At 56.5% G+C, this 18,683-nt stretch carries 17 protein-coding genes; 12 read left to right on the forward strand and 5 right to left on the reverse strand.

Annotated elements, in window-relative coordinates; genetic code table 11:
* Nucleotides 1-13 precede the first annotated feature (13 nt).
* Together ACE3MN_RS01585 and livJ are read left to right on the forward strand one after the other, a co-directional pair.
* Nucleotides 14-1,258, forward strand: a complete 1,245-nt coding sequence (locus ACE3MN_RS01585) for an aromatic amino acid transport family protein (RefSeq protein WP_224232932.1) — start codon at nt 14-16, stop codon at nt 1,256-1,258.
* Between the two features lie 256 nt (nt 1,259-1,514).
* Entirely contained in the window at nt 1,515-2,618 is a 1,104-nt protein-coding gene (livJ, locus tag ACE3MN_RS01590) for a branched chain amino acid ABC transporter substrate-binding protein LivJ (protein ID WP_004133032.1), read from the forward strand.
* 248 nt (nt 2,619-2,866) lie between these two features.
* Here the strand turns inward: livJ and panM are convergent, their stop codons facing one another.
* Nucleotides 2,867-3,253: an aspartate 1-decarboxylase autocleavage activator PanM gene (gene panM / locus ACE3MN_RS01595; protein WP_024359815.1), complete on the reverse strand. Its 387-nt coding sequence runs from the start codon at nt 3,251-3,253 to the stop codon at nt 2,867-2,869.
* A 420-nt stretch (nt 3,254-3,673) separates the two neighbouring features.
* Here panM and livK point away from each other — a divergent pair, with 420 nt between their 5' ends.
* Genes livK through livF form a run of 5 tightly spaced genes read left to right on the forward strand, consistent with a single transcriptional unit; the run spans nt 3,674 to nt 8,526 of the window.
* Nucleotides 3,674-4,783 (forward strand): high-affinity branched-chain amino acid ABC transporter substrate-binding protein LivK, encoded by a 1,110-nt coding sequence (gene livK, locus ACE3MN_RS01600; protein WP_004133035.1) that lies wholly within the window; start codon nt 3,674-3,676, stop codon nt 4,781-4,783.
* Between the two features lie 60 nt (nt 4,784-4,843).
* Entirely contained in the window at nt 4,844-5,770 is a 927-nt protein-coding gene (livH, locus tag ACE3MN_RS01605) for a high-affinity branched-chain amino acid ABC transporter permease LivH (RefSeq protein WP_004106541.1), read from the forward strand.
* Entirely contained in the window at nt 5,767-7,047 is a 1,281-nt protein-coding gene (gene livM, locus ACE3MN_RS01610) for a branched chain amino acid ABC transporter permease LivM (RefSeq protein WP_004126168.1), read from the forward strand. The genes livH and livM overlap by 4 nt, the downstream gene beginning before the upstream one ends.
* On the forward strand, nt 7,044-7,811 hold the full coding sequence (gene livG / locus ACE3MN_RS01615; protein ID WP_004126165.1) for a high-affinity branched-chain amino acid ABC transporter ATP-binding protein LivG: 768 nt from the start codon (nt 7,044-7,046) through the stop codon (nt 7,809-7,811). Before livM ends, livG begins: the two co-directional genes overlap by 4 nt.
* A 1-nt stretch (nt 7,812) precedes the next feature.
* On the forward strand, nt 7,813-8,526 hold the full coding sequence (livF, locus tag ACE3MN_RS01620) for a high-affinity branched-chain amino acid ABC transporter ATP-binding protein LivF (RefSeq protein WP_004126158.1): 714 nt from the start codon (nt 7,813-7,815) through the stop codon (nt 8,524-8,526).
* Nucleotides 8,527-8,570: 44 nt separating this feature from the next.
* On the opposite strand, the gene ACE3MN_RS01625 is transcribed toward livF, so the two are convergent.
* The 4 genes from ACE3MN_RS01625 to ACE3MN_RS01640 all read right to left on the reverse strand — a co-directional run bounded on the left by ACE3MN_RS01625 (nt 8,571) and on the right by ACE3MN_RS01640 (nt 13,425).
* On the reverse strand, nt 8,571-10,166 hold the full coding sequence (locus ACE3MN_RS01625; RefSeq protein ID WP_024359816.1) for a UxaA family hydrolase: 1,596 nt from the start codon (nt 10,164-10,166) through the stop codon (nt 8,571-8,573).
* 33 nt (nt 10,167-10,199) lie between these two features.
* Entirely contained in the window at nt 10,200-11,510 is a 1,311-nt protein-coding gene (locus ACE3MN_RS01630) for an MFS transporter (RefSeq protein ID WP_024359817.1), read from the reverse strand.
* Nucleotides 11,511-11,528: 18 nt separating this feature from the next.
* Nucleotides 11,529-12,428: a dihydrodipicolinate synthase family protein gene (locus ACE3MN_RS01635; RefSeq protein ID WP_004870189.1), complete on the reverse strand. Its 900-nt coding sequence runs from the start codon at nt 12,426-12,428 to the stop codon at nt 11,529-11,531.
* Nucleotides 12,429-12,657: 229 nt separating this feature from the next.
* A complete protein-coding gene (locus tag ACE3MN_RS01640; protein ID WP_004870191.1) occupies nt 12,658-13,425 on the reverse strand; it encodes an IclR family transcriptional regulator in 768 nt (255 codons plus the stop codon).
* A gap of 271 nt (nt 13,426-13,696) precedes the next feature.
* On the opposite strand from ACE3MN_RS01640, the gene ugpB reads away from it, so the two are divergent.
* The 5 genes from ugpB (at nt 13,697) to ugpQ (ending at nt 18,674) form a co-directional block, all read left to right on the forward strand.
* Nucleotides 13,697-15,013 (forward strand): sn-glycerol-3-phosphate ABC transporter substrate-binding protein UgpB, encoded by a 1,317-nt coding sequence (gene ugpB / locus ACE3MN_RS01645; protein ID WP_004870193.1) that lies wholly within the window; start codon nt 13,697-13,699, stop codon nt 15,011-15,013.
* Nucleotides 15,014-15,135: 122 nt separating this feature from the next.
* Entirely contained in the window at nt 15,136-16,023 is an 888-nt protein-coding gene (gene ugpA / locus ACE3MN_RS01650; RefSeq protein ID WP_004870196.1) for a sn-glycerol-3-phosphate ABC transporter permease UgpA, read from the forward strand.
* Nucleotides 16,020-16,865, forward strand: a complete 846-nt coding sequence (gene ugpE, locus ACE3MN_RS01655; protein WP_004116045.1) for a sn-glycerol-3-phosphate ABC transporter permease UgpE — start codon at nt 16,020-16,022, stop codon at nt 16,863-16,865. The genes ugpA and ugpE overlap by 4 nt, the downstream gene beginning before the upstream one ends.
* A 1-nt stretch (nt 16,866) precedes the next feature.
* Nucleotides 16,867-17,937 (forward strand): sn-glycerol-3-phosphate import ATP-binding protein UgpC, encoded by a 1,071-nt coding sequence (locus ACE3MN_RS01660; RefSeq protein WP_004126131.1) that lies wholly within the window; start codon nt 16,867-16,869, stop codon nt 17,935-17,937.
* Entirely contained in the window at nt 17,934-18,674 is a 741-nt protein-coding gene (gene ugpQ, locus ACE3MN_RS01665) for a glycerophosphodiester phosphodiesterase (protein ID WP_375364241.1), read from the forward strand. Before ACE3MN_RS01660 ends, ugpQ begins: the two co-directional genes overlap by 4 nt.
* The last annotated feature ends 9 nt before the right edge of the window (nt 18,675-18,683 follow it).

Consider the following 18,683-nt stretch of genomic DNA (forward strand, 5'->3'; position numbering starts at 1 on the left):
AACGGAAAATATTATGTCTGACAACTCCACCTTTTCTCCGGTTCTGACGAGCCGGGAGCGTACCGCTGTACCTGCAAAATCTCTGAGTTTCATTGAAGGCGTGTCGATGATCGTCGGCACCAATATCGGCGCTGGGGTGCTATCCATCGCCTATGCCTCCAGCAAAGCGGGCTTTCTGCCGCTGCTGTTTTGGCTGATCGTTGTCGGTAGCCTGACAACCGTTACGATGCTCTACGTCGCGGAGTCGACGCTGCGCACGCGTAAGCATCTGCAGCTTAGCGGCCTGTCGCAGCGCTACGTCGGCCGCTTTGGCGCGCTGATGATGTTCCTCTCCGTTTGCGTCAACAGCGTCGGCGCGCTGACGGCTTATATGACCGGCAGCGGTAAACTCCTGCATTCGTTATTCGGCATCTCGCCGGCCCTCGGTAGCGCGCTGTTTTTTATTCCCGCGGCCGGAGTGCTTTATCTTGGCCTGAAGGCGATTGGCCGGGGTGAGAAATTCATTAGTATCGGCATGGTCGTCATGATCGCCATTCTTGTCGCCGCCACGTTGCTGCAAGAGACCGCCAGCGTGGGGTATTTACTCGACGGTAACTGGCTGTATATGGTGCCGGTATTTAACGTCGTCGCCTTCTGCTTCTCCGCGCAGTATATCGTGCCGGAAATGGCGCGCGGTTTCGCTGATAAACCGGAGAGACTGCCGAAGGCCATTATGGTAGGGATGCTGTTAACCTTTTGCCTGCTGGCGCTGGTCCCGCTTTCGGTGATTGCGTTAAGCGGGTTGGATAATATTTCTGATGTGGCGACCATTTCCTGGGGCAGGGCGCTCGGCGAGTGGGCTTTCTTCTCGGCAAATCTCTTTGCGCTCTGCGCGATGCTGACTTCCTATTGGGGACTGGGCGGAAGTTTCCTGACCAATATTTTCGATCAGTTTCGCCTGGGCAACGACGAGCAGCCGTTCAAACGCTTTAAGGTGCTGCTGGTGGTCGCCGTGCCGCCATTTATTCTGGCCTACAGCGGGATGGTGTCCTTCGTGAACGCGCTCTATTTTGCCGGGGTATTTAGCGGGGTGATTTTGTCCATCATGCCGATCCTTATCCTGAAAGGTTCGCGGCGGCAGGGGGATATCACTCCCGGCTGGACCTGCCCGGCGCTGATAACGCACCCGTTCATCCAGATCTTCATCGTATTGCTCTATCTTTGCAGCGCCGTCTACGCCATCGCTTCTGCCTTTGGCTATCTGCCCGCGGGCTGGTAGTCGCGTTGCTCATGCCACCGCGTTCGGTTTATTCCGGCGCGGGTTTTTATTTGTCACTTATCTGTTACATACTCCGCAATTTTATCGTTTCCAATTCTCCTGAATGACGGTATGTTTAGCATAGTGTGCTGCAAAAGCGCAGGCGGCAGACCCTAATCTAACTATCATATGCTTTTCTTATGTGTCTAATTAGAATAATGCGCTAATAAACAACATCACAACAAATGCAAAAACCATAATAATGGGGAGCCTCAGGATGAATATGAAGGGTAAAGCGTTACTGGCAGGATGTATTGCCTTAATCATGAGCGGTACGGCAATGGCCGAAGATATCAAAGTCGCCGTCGTTGGCGCGATGTCCGGTCCGGTAGCGCAGTACGGCGACCAGGAGTTTACTGGCGCTGAGCAGGCCATTGCCGATATCAACGCTAAAGGCGGCATCAAAGGCAATAAGCTGCAGATGGTAAAATACGACGACGCCTGTGACCCGAAACAAGCGGTTGCCGTCGCTAACAAAGTAATTAACGACGGTATCAAATACGTTATCGGCCACCTGTGCTCTTCTTCCACTCAGCCAGCGTCTGATATCTATGAAGATGAAGGCGTGCTGATGATCACCCCGGCCGCCACCGCGCCGGAGCTGACGGCCCGCGGCTATCACCTGATTCTGCGCACTACCGGTCTGGACTCCGATCAGGGGCCAACCGCTGCCAAATACATCCTGGAAAAAGTGAAGCCGCAGCGCATCGCGATTGTCCACGACAAGCAGCAGTACGGCGAGGGTCTGGCCCGCGCGGTGCAGGACAACCTGAAGAAGGGCGGCGCCAACGTGGTGTTCTTTGACGGCATCACCGCCGGTGAGAAAGACTTCTCTACCCTGGTGGCGCGTCTGAAGAAAGAGAACATCGACTTCGTCTACTACGGCGGCTACCACCCGGAGATGGGGCAGATCCTGCGTCAGTCTCGCGCCGCTGGCCTGAAAACGCAGTTTATGGGGCCGGAAGGGGTAGCGAACGTGTCCCTGTCTAATATCGCGGGCGCTTCTGCGGAAGGTATGCTGGTGACTAAGCCGAAGAACTACGACCAGGTGCCGGCGAACAAACCGATTGTGGATGCGATCAAAGCGAAGAAACAGGATCCGAGCGGCGCGTTCGTGTGGACCACCTATGCCGCGCTGCAGTCGCTGCAGGCAGGTCTGAATCAGTCAGAAGATCCGGCTGAAATCGCCAAATATCTGAAAGGGGCTACGGTCGATACCGTAATGGGGCCGCTCACCTGGAACGAGAAGGGCGACCTGAAGGGCTTCGAGTTCGGCGTGTTTACCTGGCATGCTAATGGTACGGCGACCGACGCCAAATAATTTAACCTGCGCCTTTCACGCCGCAGAGGCGTTGTCTGCGCCCCTCAACCCCGGTCACTTACTGATGTAAGCTTCCGGGGTTGAGGGGCTTGACGCCTTTCTGCATCGCGGAATGCTGGGTTAAATAGACGAACACGCCCTGCTGACGCTTAGCTGAGTGGGCTACAGATTTGCAAACATCTGCGAGTCGGTAGCCAGGATAAGGCGTTCAGCCGCAATCCGGGAATATTCGGCCTTATTTCGCCGATTTAGTGATTTTTTACCCAACCGCCGGTTTGCGCGCTAAAGCCCAGCGCCTGCATAAACGCCGCCATCACGCCGCGGTCTTCCACGCCGACATCCGCGATCCGCCAGCTGGTGATTTCTGGATTATCCTTTAGCGCTTGTTCCACTAAATATTGTCCGACGCCGCGACGGCGGGTCACTTCACGCACGCACAGCGCGCCGAGCTCGCCCTCAACGCCGTTCAGCGTTACGCGAACCGCTGCCAGCAGGCGCTCATTGAAGCGGGCGGCATAAATACGATGGCTCTCATCTAACGGCAGCGCCGCGAGATCCTGCGACGGCCAGATTTTACCTAAGTCGATGCGATCCTGATCGCTGAAGTGCTGTAAACGAATAATGGTCAGTTTCATACGCGAGGGTCCAGTCAAAACGGATGCGTTAGTGTATCCAAATTCCCCGCCGGGCGGAGCGCCCTTTTTTGCCTGTTCATCAGGGGATTCGTTTTCCTGGAAGGAGCAGGGTAGTGCAATTCATCATGGATCGAAAAATAAGCAGAATTTTAACCTGATATGTAGCGTTTTATTCCGCCTTATGTATCGTTATTTTATGCTGTTTACTGGACTTTTTTTGTTTATCTTCCAGCAAATACAGAATATTATCTTTGCTTAATCGCCTGAAAAATAGAGATTTTACTCTGGATTCAGGCAAAAAACATCGCTAAACCATTAAAGATAATGGTAAAAGTAGCGTTGTTTAATAAAAGCACAGAATGCTTTTTAACCATAAAAATACAAAATATTTACACCACATCACGAACGGGGTTCTGCAGCATGAAAAGGAACGCGAAAACGGTTATCGCGGGGTTAGTCGCACTGGCGATGTCCCAGGCGGCTTTTGCCAAAGATATTAAGGTCGCCGTTGTTGGCGCAATGTCTGGCCCGGTAGCCCAGTGGGGCGATATGGAATTCAACGGCGCGCGCCAGGCGATCAAAGATATTAACGCCCAGGGCGGCATCAAGGGCGATAAGCTGGTTGCCGTGGAGTACGATGACGCCTGCGACCCGAAACAGGCCGTTGCGGTGGCGAATAAAATCGTCAATGACGGTATTCAGTACGTTATCGGCCACCTGTGTTCTTCTTCCACTCAGCCGGCATCCGATATCTATGAAGATGAAGGCATTCTGATGATCTCCCCGGGAGCAACCAACCCGGAGCTGACCCAGCGCGGCTATCAGTACATCATGCGTACCGCCGGTCTGGACTCTTCGCAGGGGCCGACCGCCGCAAAATACATCATGGAAACCGTCAAACCGCAGCGTATTGCTATCATTCATGATAAGCAGCAGTACGGTGAAGGCCTGGCGCGTTCTGTCCAGGAGAGCCTGAAAAAAGGCGGCGCGAATATCGTCTTCTTCGACGGCATTACCGCCGGTGAAAAAGACTTCTCCGCGCTGCTGGCGCGCCTGAAAAAAGAGAATATCGACTTCGTTTACTACGGCGGTTACTACCCGGAAATGGGCCAGATGCTGCGCCAGGCGCGCTCCGTGGGCCTGAAAACCGTGTTTATGGGCCCGGAAGGCGTGGGTAACGCGTCGCTGTCCAACATCGCGGGCGATGCGGCGGAAGGGATGCTGGTCACGATGCCGAAACGCTATGACCAGGACCCGGCCAACAGCGCTATCGTTGACGCGCTCAAAGCAGAGAAGAAAGACCCGAGCGGTCCGTATGTCTGGATCACCTATGCCGCCGTGCAGTCTCTGGCGCAGGCGATGGACCGGGCCGCAAGCCAGGAGCCGCTGGATTTAATCAAAGATCTGAAAGCTCACGGCGCGAAAACCGTGATTGGGCCGCTGAATTGGGACGAAAAAGGCGATTTGAAGGGATTTGAGTTTGGTGTCTTCCAGTGGCACGCGGATGGGTCATCAACCCTCGCGAAATAAGCCATAAGACAAGTTATCCCACCGCCCGCGCAAAGCGGGCGGGTAGAAAAAGGTTACCTTATGTCCGAGCAGTTTCTCTATTTTCTGCAGCAGATGTTTAACGGCGTCACGCTGGGAAGCACCTACGCGCTGATTGCCATCGGCTATACCATGGTGTACGGCATTATCGGCATGATCAACTTCGCCCACGGCGAGGTCTATATGATTGGCAGCTACGTCTCCTTCATGATCATTGCCGCCCTGATGATGATGGGCATTGATACCAGCTGGCTGCTGGTTGCCGCCGGATTCGTCGGCGCTATCGTCATTGCCAGCGCCTACGGCTGGAGTATCGAACGCGTGGCCTACCGGCCCGTGCGCAGCTCCAAACGCCTGATTGCGCTGATCTCCGCCATCGGGATGTCCATCTTCCTGCAAAACTACGTCAGCCTGACGGAAGGTTCGCGCGATGTCGCGCTGCCAAGCCTGTTTAACGGCCAGTGGACGGTGGGCAGCAGCGACAACTTCTCCGCGACCATTACCACCATGCAGCTGGTTATCTGGGTGGTGACATTTATCGCGATGCTGGCGCTGACGCTGTTTATCCGCTATTCCCGCATGGGGCGCGCCTGCCGCGCCTGCGCGGAAGATCTGAAAATGGCCAGCCTGCTCGGGATTAACACCGACCGCGTGATTGCGCTGACGTTTGTTATCGGTGCGGCAATGGCGGCGGTTGCCGGGGTTCTGCTCGGTCAGTTTTACGGCGTTATCAACCCGTACATCGGCTTTATGGCCGGGATGAAGGCCTTCACCGCGGCGGTTCTTGGCGGTATCGGCAGCATTCCTGGGGCGATGATCGGCGGGCTGATCCTCGGTATCGCCGAAGCGCTCTCTTCTGCCTATCTCAGCACGGAATATAAAGACGTGGTCTCCTTCGCGCTGCTGATCCTGGTTCTGCTGGTGATGCCTACCGGTATCCTGGGTCGTCCGGAGGTAGAAAAAGTATGAAACCGATGCATTTTGCGATGGCGCTGCTGTCCGCGGTGATGTTCTTTATTCTGGCGGGCGTCTTTATGGGCGTGCAGTTGGAGCTGGATGGCACCAAACTGGTGGTGGATACCGCCGCCGATATCCGCTGGCAGTGGATCTATATCGGTACCGCAGTGGTCTTCTTCTTCCAGCTGCTGCGTCCTGTTTTCCAGAAAACCATTAAGAACGTCTCAGGGCCGAAGTTTATTCTGCCGGCTATCGACGGTTCGACGGTAAAACAGAAGCTGTTCCTGATCGCCCTGCTGGTTATCGCCGTGGCGTGGCCGTTTATGGTGTCGCGCGGGACGGTGGATATCGCTACCCTGACGATGATCTATATCATCCTCGGCCTGGGACTTAACGTGGTGGTGGGGCTTTCCGGCCTGTTAGTGCTGGGCTACGGCGGCTTTTATGCCATCGGCGCCTATACCTTTGCGCTACTGAACCACTATTACGGCCTGGGGTTCTGGACCTGTCTGCCGCTGGCGGGGCTGGTGTCGGCGGCAGCGGGCTTCCTGCTTGGCTTCCCGGTCCTGCGTCTGCGCGGCGACTATCTGGCGATTGTCACGCTCGGCTTCGGCGAAATCGTGCGCATCCTGCTGCTTAACAACACCGAAATAACCGGCGGCCCGAACGGCATTAGCCAGATCCCAAAACCGACGCTCTTCGGCCTTGAATTTAGCCGCAGCGCCCGTGAAGGCGGCTGGGATACGTTCAGCAACTTCTTTGGCGTGAAGTACGACCCCTCCGATCGCGTCATTTTCCTCTACCTGGTCGCTCTGCTGCTGGTGGTGTTAAGTCTGTTCGTGATTAACCGTCTGCTGCGGATGCCGCTGGGCCGCGCGTGGGAAGCGCTGCGCGAAGATGAAATCGCCTGTCGCTCGCTGGGCCTCAGCCCGACGCGCATCAAGCTGACCGCTTTTACCATCAGCGCCGCGTTTGCCGGTTTTGCCGGCACCTTGTTCGCCGCCCGTCAGGGCTTCGTCAGCCCGGAATCCTTTACCTTCGCCGAGTCGGCCTTTGTGCTGGCGATTGTGGTTCTCGGCGGTATGGGTTCGCAGTTCGCGGTGATCCTGGCGGCGGTTCTGCTGGTAGTTTCGCGCGAGCTGATGCGTGATTTCAATGAATACAGCATGCTGATGCTGGGTGCGCTGATGGTACTGATGATGATCTGGCGTCCGCAGGGGCTTCTGCCGATGACCCGTCCACAGCTGAAGCTGAAAAATGGGCAGGCCAAAGAAGGAGAGCAGGCATGAGTCAGCCATTATTATCCGTAAACGGTCTGATGATGCGTTTTGGCGGCCTGCTGGCGGTCAACAATGTGTCGCTGGAGCTGCGCGAGCGGGAAATCGTTTCGCTTATCGGCCCTAACGGCGCGGGCAAAACCACCGTCTTCAACTGCCTGACCGGTTTCTATAAGCCAACCGGCGGCACCATTATGCTGCGCGACCAGCACCTGGAAGGGCTGCCGGGCCAGCAGATCGCCCGCATGGGCGTAGTGCGAACTTTCCAGCACGTGCGTCTGTTCCGCGAAATGACGGTGATTGAAAACCTGCTGGTGGCGCAGCATCAGCAGCTGAAAACCGGGGTTTTCTCCGGCCTGCTGAAGACGCCATCCTTCCGCCGCGCCCAGAGCGAAGCGCTCGATCGCGCCGCGACCTGGCTTGAGCGTATCGGCCTGCTTGAACACGCCAACCGTCAGGCCAGTAACCTGGCCTACGGCGATCAGCGTCGTCTGGAGATTGCCCGCTGTATGGTGACTCAGCCGGAAATCCTGATGCTGGATGAACCGGCGGCGGGGCTGAACCCGAAAGAGACCAAAGAGCTGGACGAACTGATCGCCGAGCTGCGCAGCCATCACAACACCACTATCCTGCTGATTGAGCACGATATGAAGCTGGTGATGGGCATTTCCGACCGTATTTACGTGGTAAACCAGGGTACGCCGCTGGCCAACGGTACGCCGGAAGAGATCCGCAACAACCCGGACGTGATCCGCGCATACCTTGGTGAGGCATAAGATGGAAAAAGTGATGTTATCTTTTGACAACGTCAGCGCGCACTACGGCAAGATCCAGGCGCTGCACAACGTCAGCCTGCATATCAATCAGGGAGAGATTGTCACCCTGATTGGCGCGAACGGCGCGGGGAAAACCACCCTGCTGGGCACCCTGTGCGGCGACCCGCGCGCCTCCAGCGGACGCGTGGTGTTCGACGGTAAAGATATTACCGACTGGCAGACGGCGAAAATCATGCGCGAAGCGGTGGCGATTGTACCGGAAGGGCGTCGCGTCTTCTCGCGGATGACGGTGGAAGAGAACCTGGCGATGGGCGGTTTCTTTGCCGACCGCGACCAGTTCCAGACCCGCATCAAGTGGGTCTATGAGCTGTTTCCGCGCCTGCATGAGCGTCGGGTTCAGCGGGCGGGCACCATGTCCGGCGGCGAGCAGCAGATGCTGGCCATCGGTCGCGCGCTAATGAGCCAGCCGCGCCTGCTGCTGTTGGATGAGCCTTCGCTCGGTCTGGCGCCGATCATCATTCAGCAAATCTTCGACACCATTGAACAGCTGCGCGAGCAGGGGATGACCATCTTCCTCGTCGAGCAGAACGCCAACCAGGCGCTGAAGCTGGCCGACCGCGGCTACGTGCTGGAAAACGGCCACGTGGTGCTGGAGGATACCGGCGACGCGCTGCTGGCGAATGAAGCGGTACGTAGCGCCTATCTGGGCGGCTAGTGAAGTCAAAACGCCCGGCGTCTGCCGGGCGTTTTGCTGGATTCCTACAGCTCCAGAGAGCGCTTCCACAACATAAAATCATACTGTTCGAGCGCATCCGCTTTGGTGCGCCAGGTTCCGCTGGCGGTGGCGATGATTTTCTCAAACAGGCCGTCGGCGATGTCCGCCAGCGGCGTACCTTCGATAATCGGCCCGCAGTCATAATCGATAATGTCCGGCATCTTTTTCGCCAGCGCGGAGTTGGTTGAAACCTTAAGCACCGGCACGATGGGGTTTCCCGTCGGCGTACCTAACCCGGTTGAGAAGATCACCACGTTGCACCCCGCCGCGACCAGGCCCGTTACCGCATCCACATCGTTGCCCGGCGTACAGACCAGCGAAAGGCCGCTTTCTCCCATCGGTTCGGCATAGTCGCATACCGCGCTTACCGGCGCCCTGCCGCCTTTTTTCGCCGCGCCGGCGGATTTGATAGCGTCAGTGATCAGCCCATCGGCAATGTTTCCCGGGCTGGGATTATCGGCGATGGTGGTGCCGAAGAAGTTCGCGACATGCTCATAGTTTTTCATCAGCGACAGAAACTTCTCTTTCAGCTCGCGGGTCGTGCAGCGCTGAACGATATCCCCTTCCGCGCCGCACAGCTCGGGGAATTCCGCCAGCCCCGACGCGCCGCCGAGGGCGACAAGACGATCTGAAACCTCACCCATCGCCGGGTTTGCGCTGATCCCCGAGAAACCGTCGGAGGCGCCGCACTTCACGCCGATTTTGAGCCGGGAGAGTGGGACGTTCTGCCGCTCGGCGACGGGGGCTTCGCGGATCGCGTTATAGGTTTCGGTCAACGCATCCTGCATCATTTTTTCTTCGCTACTCCAGTCCTGCTGCCTGAAATAAATAATCGGTTTGCTGAAGTTCGGGTTGCGCTTCGCCAGCGCGGCCTTGAAATCGACAATTCGCGCTTTTTCACAGCCGAGGGCAAAGACCGTCACCCCAAGAACGTTGGGATGATCGGAATAGGCGGCCAGCACGTCGCACATGGTCATGCTGTCCGAGGTGGCGCCGCCGCAGCCGGAGTTGACGGTAATACAGCGGATACCGTCAAGATGCGGGAAGGGCAGATGCCGGGTATCGTTTAAGGCCCCCGCCGAGGTCACCTGGCGAGCAAAATTTTTCAGGCCGTTATTGGCGTAGCCGAGAGCGTCGTTTAATGCGTCGGTGACGCGCTGAACGTTGCGGTTTTCACAGAATACCAGCGGAATGACCAGCCAGTAGTTCGCGGTGGCGACCCGGCCATCTTCACGAACGATCCCCTTAAACGTCCGCTGCTGCCAGGCGAACACATCGGGCTGCTGCCAGTCATAAGGCGCGACGTCGTTAAGCGAAACCGGGGCCGCGTAGTGTTTGATATTGTCGGTAGTGATGGCTTCGCCGCGGGCAATGGGCCGCGTCGCTTTGCCGACCGGTACGCCGTACAGCGAAACGATATCGCCGGGCGCAATATCCTCGGTGGCGAATTTATGCTTGGCTTTGACATCGCTACGCAGAACGTAGGCTTCATCGTTCCAGTTTACCTGCTGCTCTTTGCGTAAGTCCTGCAGCGCAACGATCAGGTTATCGGTAGGGTCAATTTTTAAGATGGTCTGCATGTTATTTATCCTTTGTTATACGCGCGTCAGGACTTAGTGATGGGGGACCGCGACGCCGTTTGTCGCTTTTCTTCCCGCGAGGGCGGCAATCAGCAGCGCACAGCAGACGGTGATAAGCGACAAGGCGACCAGCCCCGCCGAATCGTTGCCGAAGAAGGCATCGACCTCAACGCGAATCAGCGGCGCGAGGAAGCTGCAAAATGCGCCCATGGTGGTGCAAAAGCCGATACTGGCGGCCAGCGCTGAGCCTGACACAATCTGCGCCGGGAAAGTCCAGAAGATAGGTTGCACGGAGAGGAAGCCGATGGCCGACAGCGAGAGCGCGGCAATGGCGAGTACCGGGCCGGACCAGGCGGAAACAAACAGCCCCAGCGCCGCAGCCAGCATACAGATGACCGAAATCAGTACCCGGCGGGCCGGCATTTTGTCCGCCAGACGCGGAATGTAATAGACGCCGACGGCGGAGCAGGCCCAGGGAATGGCGGCGACCAGCGACTCCTTAAAGCCGAGCGTGGAGCCCATTAGCGAGGCGACTTGCGAAGGCAGGAAGAACATCAGCCCGTAAACGCTGATCTGGATGGTGCCGTAGATCAGCGCCAGGTGCCAGACTTTCAGGCTTTTCAGCGCGGTGCCGACGCTGCTGGTTTCCGTCTGCCGCTGCTCCTGCTGAAGCTGGGCAATCAGCGCCTTTTTCTCTTCGTCGTTGAGGAAGCGCGCTTTGGCTGGCGTATCGTCAAGCCAGAACCAGGCGAAGATCCCCATGATGACCGCCGGAATGCCTTCGATAAAGAACATCCAGAACCAGCCGGGCCTGCCGAGGAAGCCGTGCATTTCCAGAAGCGCCCCGGAGATAGGCGAGCCTAAGGTTAACGCCAGCGGTACGCCGAGTACGAAAATACCGACGACGGAGGCGCGAACTTTATTGGGAAAGTAGATGGAGGCCAGCAGCAGGATACCGGGATAAAAACCGGCTTCGCCTAATCCCAGTAAAAAGCGCAGAACGATAAACTGGGTTTCCGTCTGCACCAGCCCGGTAAGGGCAGAGAGGACGCCCCACAGCACGGTGGTGATACTTAACCATTTCTGTGCACCAATTTTATTCAAAATCAGGTTGGCAGGAATGCCAAACAGCGCATAGGCGGCGAAAAAGATCCCCGCGCCGAGAGCAAAAGCGGAATTGGAGAGCCCAATATCCACCTGCATCGCCTCTTTGGCGAATCCCACGTTCACCCTGTCGATAAAGGCGATGAAGTACAAAATAAACATCAGCGGCACCAGACGCTTCCATGATTTGGTAATCGCTGAATTGAGGGCCGGATTATCGTAAGCTGTGATGGTTTTCATAATACCTCCACGTAGGGGTCAGGCATTAATTTCAATACCCGCACGGGAAAGTATCCGCTGAATACTTTCGGTCTGGCAGGTGGCGAGCGAGCTAAACGGTGGCGTGCAGCGGTCGGACTGAATAATTCCGCGCAGCTGTAATGCTTTTTTAAATGTTGGAATGAACGGATCGTTAACCGCGTAAATATCCATTAACCCATCCACTTTTTGTTGATACCGCCTAATTTGCGGTAAATCGTTATCGCTAAATGCCTGCATCCAGTCGCGGAATAGCTCAGGGCAAATATTGGATAACCCGCCGATACATCCATTGCCTCCTGACAGGACATTGTGCGCGAAGTTATTGTCATAACCGGCGTAGACTTCAAAATACGGCAGCTCAGATTTTACCTGGCGAATCACCTGCGACGTATGATTGGTGTCCGGAATAGTATCTTTAAGACCGATAATGTTTGGGAACTCTCTGGCGAGTCGTAAACAGACCTCCGGCGAGACGGAATAGCCGGTGCGCTCCGGAAAGTTATAGATGAATATTTTGGCGGCGGTGCGGCGAGCAATCTGGCTATAAAAGGTATAAATGCCTTCATCCGTCAGGCGGAAGTACCACGGGCTGATAATCATGACGCCATCCAGCCCGCACTCATCAGCGTAGTTTGCCAGCTCTACGCATTCGTCAATATCCATGCGGCTGGCTCCCGCATAGGCCTTTATTCCCTGACGGGGGAATTCTGCCGCCATTTGAATTATCTGACGGGATGTTTTCATATCCAGCGAGAAAAACTCGCCGGTACTGCCCATGACGACAAATCCCGATACGCTGTTTTTAATGAAATCGTACAGGCGAAAGTTTCCGTCAGGATCCAGTCTGCCCTGCTCATCAAAAACCGTTATTGCCGGGGTGATATAACGACTTTGCATATTTAACCTCTTTGTTTGTTCGTATATACAAACTGTGTTTGTATTTGCGATTAGGCATAAGTAAACATGCCCTCGACGTGAAGTCAAATGACGCAAAAGACGTATGGATGATTGGTTAAATCAATGAATAGACGGGGAATTATGCAGAAGAATCGGGCGCCGCGGTGGATCATTAAATATCGGTATTGTGTGGGTAATCACAATTACGCTGGCGCCGTTGGCGAATAAATCAGTAATTTTTGATATCCGGCAGCTTGTTGAGCACGCTCTCAATACGACCCTTTGCCTCTTTTAACGCGCGAATGACCTGCTGCGTTTTCTCATCGCTGGCGCGGAAAGAGGGCAAGGAGACGCTGATCGCCGCCAGAATGACGCCTTTCTGCAGCAGCGGCACCGCGAAGCAAATAGTGTCATCGTTGATTTCCCGATCGTCCATGGCATAACCGCTGGCGGCGACCCGTTCCAGCTGCTGGCGAAGCTGAGCCATATTGGTCACGCTGCGGGCGGTAACGGAGGGAAAACCCTGCGGATAGAGCTCGAGAATCTCTTCGTCGCGGTGCTTATGCAGCAGCGCTTTGCCCAGCGCAGAGCAGATCGCCGGAAGGCGAGTCCCTACCTTAGAGACCAGCTGCACGGTTTGGTCGCCCTGGACTTTATCAACATAGAGCACCCAGGCGTCATCCAGAATGCCGAGCTGACAAACTTCATTGCATTCGTTGACCACCGCGTGCATTTCGCTATTGATCGTTTTCAGCCAGAACTCTTTTTCCACCGTTGAGCTGGCCAGCACCGCGCATGAGATACCCAGCGTGTAAATACCGTTGCGATCGTCGTGGCTGATATATTTCCGGTACTGCAGTGATTTGAGGATCGGGAAAATGGTTCCCTTTGAAATATCCGTCTTGAGCGATAGCTCGGAAAGCGTCATTCCGTCCGCGTTGGCTAAGGTTTCCAGAATGAGTAAAACGCGCTCGGTAGGTTTATGCAGCGTCTTCATATTTTTCCTTGTGACGGCTCGCCGGAGAGTGCTCTTTAACGAACCCTATTTAACTACAGATCCCTGATTATCTGTAGTCTGCGCGGGCGCTCTTTTTCGCTTTGCCATTTCCCTGCCACTTTTTTTTCACCGTTTCATCATGTTTTTGCCAATTTATTGTAATATTTTTGTAATGCAATAGTTATTTTTCTGTCATTCGAGCATGTCATGTTACCCCCGCGAACATAAAACGCGTGAAATCGCGCATCCGGAACAACAAGAGAGATAACCGATGATATCGTTACGACATACAGCTTTAGGACTGGCGCTCAGCCTGGCATTTGCCGGACAAGCCCTGGCGGTAACCACTATCCCGTTCTGGCATTCCATGGAAGGGGAGTTGGGGAAAGAAGTTGATTCACTGGCGCAACGTTTCAACGCAGCCAACCCGGACTACAAAATTGTTCCGGTATACAAAGGCAACTACGAACAGAGCCTGAGCGCCGGCATCGCCGCCTTCCGTACCGGCAACGCGCCGGCTATTCTGCAGGTTTATGAGGTCGGCACCGCGACGATGATGGCCTCTAAGGCGATAAAGCCGGTCTATCAGGTGTTCAGCGATGCGGGCATTCAGTTTGATGAAACGCAGTTCGTGCCTACCGTCTCCGGTTATTACACCGACTCCAAAACCGGCCATCTGCTCTCCCAGCCGTTTAACAGCTCCACGCCGGTGCTGTACTACAACAAAGACGCCTTTAAAAAAGCCGGTTTAGACCCGGAACAGCCGCCGAAAACCTGGCAGGATCTGGCGGCGTATACCGCGAAGCTGAAGGCCGCCGGGATGAAGTGCGGCTACGCCAGCGGCTGGCAGGGCTGGATCCAGATTGAAAACTTCAGCGCCTGGCACGGCCTGCCGGTCGCCACTAAAAACAACGGCTTCGACGGTACCGATGCGGTACTGGAGTTCAACAAGCCAGAGCAGGTGAAGCATATCGCCCTGCTCGCAGAGCTGAACAAGAAAGGCGACTTCAGCTACTTTGGGCGCAAAGACGAGTCAACCGAGAAGTTCTATAACGGCGACTGCGCCATCACCACCGCTTCCTCCGGCTCGCTGGCGGATATCCGTCAGTATGCGAAGTTCAACTATGGCGTAGGCATGATGCCGTACGACGCCGACGTGAAGGGTGCGCCGCAAAACGCCATTATCGGCGGGGCCAGCCTGTGGGTGATGCAGGGTAAAGACAAAGAAACCTATACCGGGGTCGCCAAATTCCTCGATTTCCTGACTAAGCCGGAAAATGCCGCCGAATGGCATCAGAAAACCGGCTATCTGCCGATTACCACCGCCGCTTACAACCTGACCCGCGAACAGGGTTTCTATGATAAGAACCCCGGCGCCGATATCGCGACGCGCCAGATGCTGAACAAGCCGCCGCTGCCGTTCACCAAAGGTCTGCGCCTGGGCAATATGCCGCAGATCCGCACCATCGTTGATGAAGAACTGGAAAGCGTATGGACCGGTAAGAAAACGCCTCAGCAGGCGCTGGACGCGGCCGTTGAGCGCGGTAATCAGCTGCTGCGCCGTTTCGAGCAGTCAACGAAGTCGTAATCTTATAGCCAGCCCCTCACCCTCTCCCCGCCGGGGAGAGGGGATCGCCCGGAGCCGTCTTTTCACCCTCATCCGTTTAGGGAGAGGGCCGGGATGAGGGGAAACCAACTCAGAGTTTAACTATGTCATCATCCCGTCCGGTGTTCCGCTCGCGTTGGCTGCCCTATCTGCTGGTCGCGCCGCAGCTGGTCATCACCGTCATCTTTTTTATCTGGCCCGCGGGCGAAGCGCTGTGGTATTCGCTGCAGAGCGTCGATCCGTTTGGGCTCTCCAGCCAGTTTGTCGGCCTGGATAACTTTTTAGCCCTCTTCCAGGACCCGTACTACCTGGACTCCTTCTGGACCACCATTAAGTTCAGCACGATGGTTACCGTCAGCGGCCTGCTAATCTCGCTATTTTTCGCCGCGCTGGTGGATTACGTGGTGCGCGGCAGCCGTTTCTATCAGACGCTGATGCTGCTGCCCTATGCCGTTGCGCCCGCGGTGGCGGCGGTGCTGTGGATCTTCTTGTTCAACCCCGGCCGCGGGCTAATTACCCATCTCCTCGGTGAGATGGGCTACGACTGGAACCACGCGCAGAACAGCGGCCAGGCGATGTTCCTCGTGGTTTTCGCCTCGGTGTGGAAGCAGATTAGTTACAACTTCCTGTTCTTCTTCGCCGCGCTGCAATCGATTCCTCGCTCGCTGGTAGAAGCCGCCGCCATTGACGGCGCCGGCCCGGTTCGCCGCTTCTTCAGGCTGGCGTTGCCGCTGATCGCCCCGGTGAGCTTTTTTCTGCTGGTGGTCAATCTGGTGTACGCCTTCTTTGATACCTTCCCGGTTATCGATGCCGCAACCGGCGGCGGGCCGGTTCAGGCGACGACGACGCTGATTTATAAGATCTATCGTGAAGGTTTTGCCGGGCTCGACCTTTCCGCTTCCGCCGCCCAGTCGGTGGTGCTGATGTTCCTCGTCATTATTCTGACGGTGGTGCAGTTCCGCTACGTTGAAAGAAAGGTGCGCTACCAATGATTGAGAACCGTCGCGGGCTGACGATTTTCAGCCACACCATGCTGATTTTAGGGATTGCGGTCATTCTGTTCCCGCTGTACGTCGCCTTTGTCGCGGCGACGCTGGACAGTAAAGCGGTCTTTGACACGCCGATGACGCTGATCCCCGGCGGGCATCTGCTCGAAAACATGAAATTTATCTGGGTGAACGGCGTAGGAGCCAACAGTGCGCCGTTCTGGCTGATGATGCTCAACAGCTTCATCATGGCCTTCGGCATTACGGTGGGTAAAATTACGGTCTCGATGCTCTCCGCTTTCGCCATCGTCTGGTTTCGTTTTCCGCTGCGCAATCTGTTCTTCTGGATGATCTTTATCACGCTGATGCTGCCGGTTGAGGTGCGTATTTTCCCGACGGTGGAAGTGATCGCCAACCTGAAAATGCTCGACAGCTATGCCGGGCTTACGTTGCCGCTGATGGCCTCGGCCACTGCGACCTTCCTGTTTCGCCAGTTCTTTATGACCCTGCCGGACGAGCTGATTGAAGCGGCGCGTATCGATGGCGCGTCGCCGATGCGCTTCTTCCGCGACATCGTGCTGCCGCTGTCGAAAACCAACCTGGCGGCGCTGTTCGTCATCACCTTTATCTACGGCTGGAACCAGTATCTGTGGCCGCTGCTGATCATTACCGACGTGAATCTCGGCACGGCGGTCGCGGGCATCAAAGGGATGATCGCCATCGGCCAGGGCACCACGCAGTGGAATCAGGTGATGGCGGCGATGCTGCTCACGCTGATTCCTCCAGTTGTCATCGTTTTAGCCATGCAGCGCGCGTTTGTGCGTGGTTTAGTGGATAGTGAGAAATAAAATGGCAGGACTTAAGCTACAGGCAGTAACCAAAAGCTGGGATGGCAAAACCCAGGTGATCCAACCGTTGACGCTGGACGTCGCGGACGGCGAATTTATTGTGATGGTGGGCCCCTCGGGCTGCGGAAAATCAACTCTGCTGCGCATGGTGGCGGGTCTGGAGCGGGTCACCAGCGGCGATATCTGGATCGACCGCAAGCGCGTCACCGAAATGGAGCCGAAAGATCGCGGCATTGCGATGGTGTTCCAGAACTACGCCCTCTATCCGCATATGAGCGTGGAAGAGAATATGGCGTGGGGCCTGAAAATTCGCGGTTTGGGTAAAGGATTAATTGCTGAGCGCGTCCAGGAGGCGGCGCGCATTCTGGAGCTGGATGGCCTGCTGAAGCGCCGTCCGCGCGAGCTTTCCGGCGGGCAGCGCCAGCGCGTGGCGATGGGGCGGGCTATCGTACGCGACCCGGCGGTATTTCTGTTTGATGAGCCGCTCTCCAACCTTGATGCGAAACTGCGCGTGCAGATGCGTCTTGAACTGCAGCACCTGCATCGTCGACTGAAAACCACCTCGCTGTACGTGACCCACGATCAGGTGGAGGCGATGACCCTCGCGCAGCGGGTGATGGTGATGAATAAAGGCGTTGCCGAGCAGATTGGCACACCGGTTGAGGTCTACGAAAAACCGGCCAGCCGCTTTGTGGCGAGCTTTATCGGCAGCCCGGCAATGAACCTGCTGGAAGGCCGGGTCAGCGACGACGGTAGCCGCTTCGAGCTTGCGGGCGGGATGCTTTTACCGATCAACAGCGAACATCGCCGCTACGCCGGGCGTAAGATGACGCTGGGTATCCGTCCGGAACATTTTGCATTAAGCTCCCAGGCGGAAGGTGGCGTACCGCTAGTGATGGATACGCTGGAAATTTTAGGCGCTGATAACCTCGCCCACGGGCGCTGGGGTGAGCAGAAGCTGGTGGTCCGGCTGCCGCACCAGCAGCGACCGCAGGCGGGCAGTACCCTGTGGCTGCATCTGCCGCAGGAAAGTCTGCACCTTTTTGATAGTGAAACAGGACAACGCGCATGAGTCACTGGCCTTATCCCCCTATCGTCGCCCACCGCGGCGGCGGTAAACTGGCCCCGGAAAATACCCTGGCGGCTATCGATACCGGCGCTCGTTACGGCCATACGATGATTGAGTTTGATGCGAAGTTATCGAAAGACGGGCAGATTTTTTTACTGCACGACGACAATCTCGAACGCACCAGCAACGGCTGGGGCGTGGCGGGCGATCTGACGTGGAACGATCTGCTGAAAGTGGATGCCGGCAGCTGGTACAGCGGCGAGTTCAAAGGCGAGCCGCTGCCGCTGCTGAGCGAGGTCGCGGACCGCTGCCGTCTGCACGGCATGATGGCGAATATCGAAATTAAACCGACCTCTGGTACCGGTCCGCTGACCGGTAAAGCGGTAGCGCTGGCGGCGCGTGAGCTCTGGCAGGGCATGACCCCGCCGCTACTCTCGTCGTTTGAAATCGATGCCCTGGAAGCCGCGCGGGAAGCCGCCCCCGAGCTGCCGCGCGGGCTGCTGCTGGATGAGTGGCGGAACGACTGGCGCGAACTGACCGCGCGCCTCGGCTGCGTCTCTCTTCATCTCAACCATAAGCTGCTGGATGAAGCGCGCGTGGCGAGCCTGAAGGCCACGGGCCTGCATATTCTGGTGTATACCGTTAACAAACCGCAGCGCGCCGCCGAGCTACTGCGTTGGGGCGTGGACAGCATCTGCACCGATGCGATTGACGTCATCGGCCCCAACTTCCCGGCGTAATCTGCGCCT

The sequence above is a fragment of the Klebsiella grimontii genome (assembly GCF_042137965.1).
Classification (GTDB): domain Bacteria; phylum Pseudomonadota; class Gammaproteobacteria; order Enterobacterales; family Enterobacteriaceae; genus Klebsiella; species Klebsiella grimontii.

Bases quoted from the DNA above. Each gene is read 5' to 3' on its own strand.
- ACE3MN_RS01585 (WP_224232932.1), top strand. From the start codon at position 14: ATGTCTGACAACTCCACCTTTTCTCCGGTTCTGACGAGCCGGGAGCGT.
- livJ (WP_004133032.1), top strand. From the start codon at position 1,515: ATGAATATGAAGGGTAAAGCGTTACTGGCAGGATGTATTGCCTTAATC.
- panM (WP_024359815.1), bottom strand. From the start codon at position 3,253: ATGAAACTGACCATTATTCGTTTACAGCACTTCAGCGATCAGGATCGC.
- livK (WP_004133035.1), top strand. From the start codon at position 3,674: ATGAAAAGGAACGCGAAAACGGTTATCGCGGGGTTAGTCGCACTGGCG.
- livH (WP_004106541.1), top strand. From the start codon at position 4,844: ATGTCCGAGCAGTTTCTCTATTTTCTGCAGCAGATGTTTAACGGCGTC.
- livM (WP_004126168.1), top strand. From the start codon at position 5,767: ATGAAACCGATGCATTTTGCGATGGCGCTGCTGTCCGCGGTGATGTTC.
- livG (WP_004126165.1), top strand. From the start codon at position 7,044: ATGAGTCAGCCATTATTATCCGTAAACGGTCTGATGATGCGTTTTGGC.
- livF (WP_004126158.1), top strand. From the start codon at position 7,813: ATGGAAAAAGTGATGTTATCTTTTGACAACGTCAGCGCGCACTACGGC.
- ACE3MN_RS01625 (WP_024359816.1), bottom strand. From the start codon at position 10,166: ATGCAGACCATCTTAAAAATTGACCCTACCGATAACCTGATCGTTGCG.
- ACE3MN_RS01630 (WP_024359817.1), bottom strand. From the start codon at position 11,510: ATGAAAACCATCACAGCTTACGATAATCCGGCCCTCAATTCAGCGATT.
- ACE3MN_RS01635 (WP_004870189.1), bottom strand. From the start codon at position 12,428: ATGCAAAGTCGTTATATCACCCCGGCAATAACGGTTTTTGATGAGCAG.
- ACE3MN_RS01640 (WP_004870191.1), bottom strand. From the start codon at position 13,425: ATGAAGACGCTGCATAAACCTACCGAGCGCGTTTTACTCATTCTGGAA.
- ugpB (WP_004870193.1), top strand. From the start codon at position 13,697: ATGATATCGTTACGACATACAGCTTTAGGACTGGCGCTCAGCCTGGCA.
- ugpA (WP_004870196.1), top strand. From the start codon at position 15,136: ATGTCATCATCCCGTCCGGTGTTCCGCTCGCGTTGGCTGCCCTATCTG.
- ugpE (WP_004116045.1), top strand. From the start codon at position 16,020: ATGATTGAGAACCGTCGCGGGCTGACGATTTTCAGCCACACCATGCTG.
- ACE3MN_RS01660 (WP_004126131.1), top strand. From the start codon at position 16,867: ATGGCAGGACTTAAGCTACAGGCAGTAACCAAAAGCTGGGATGGCAAA.
- ugpQ (WP_375364241.1), top strand. From the start codon at position 17,934: ATGAGTCACTGGCCTTATCCCCCTATCGTCGCCCACCGCGGCGGCGGT.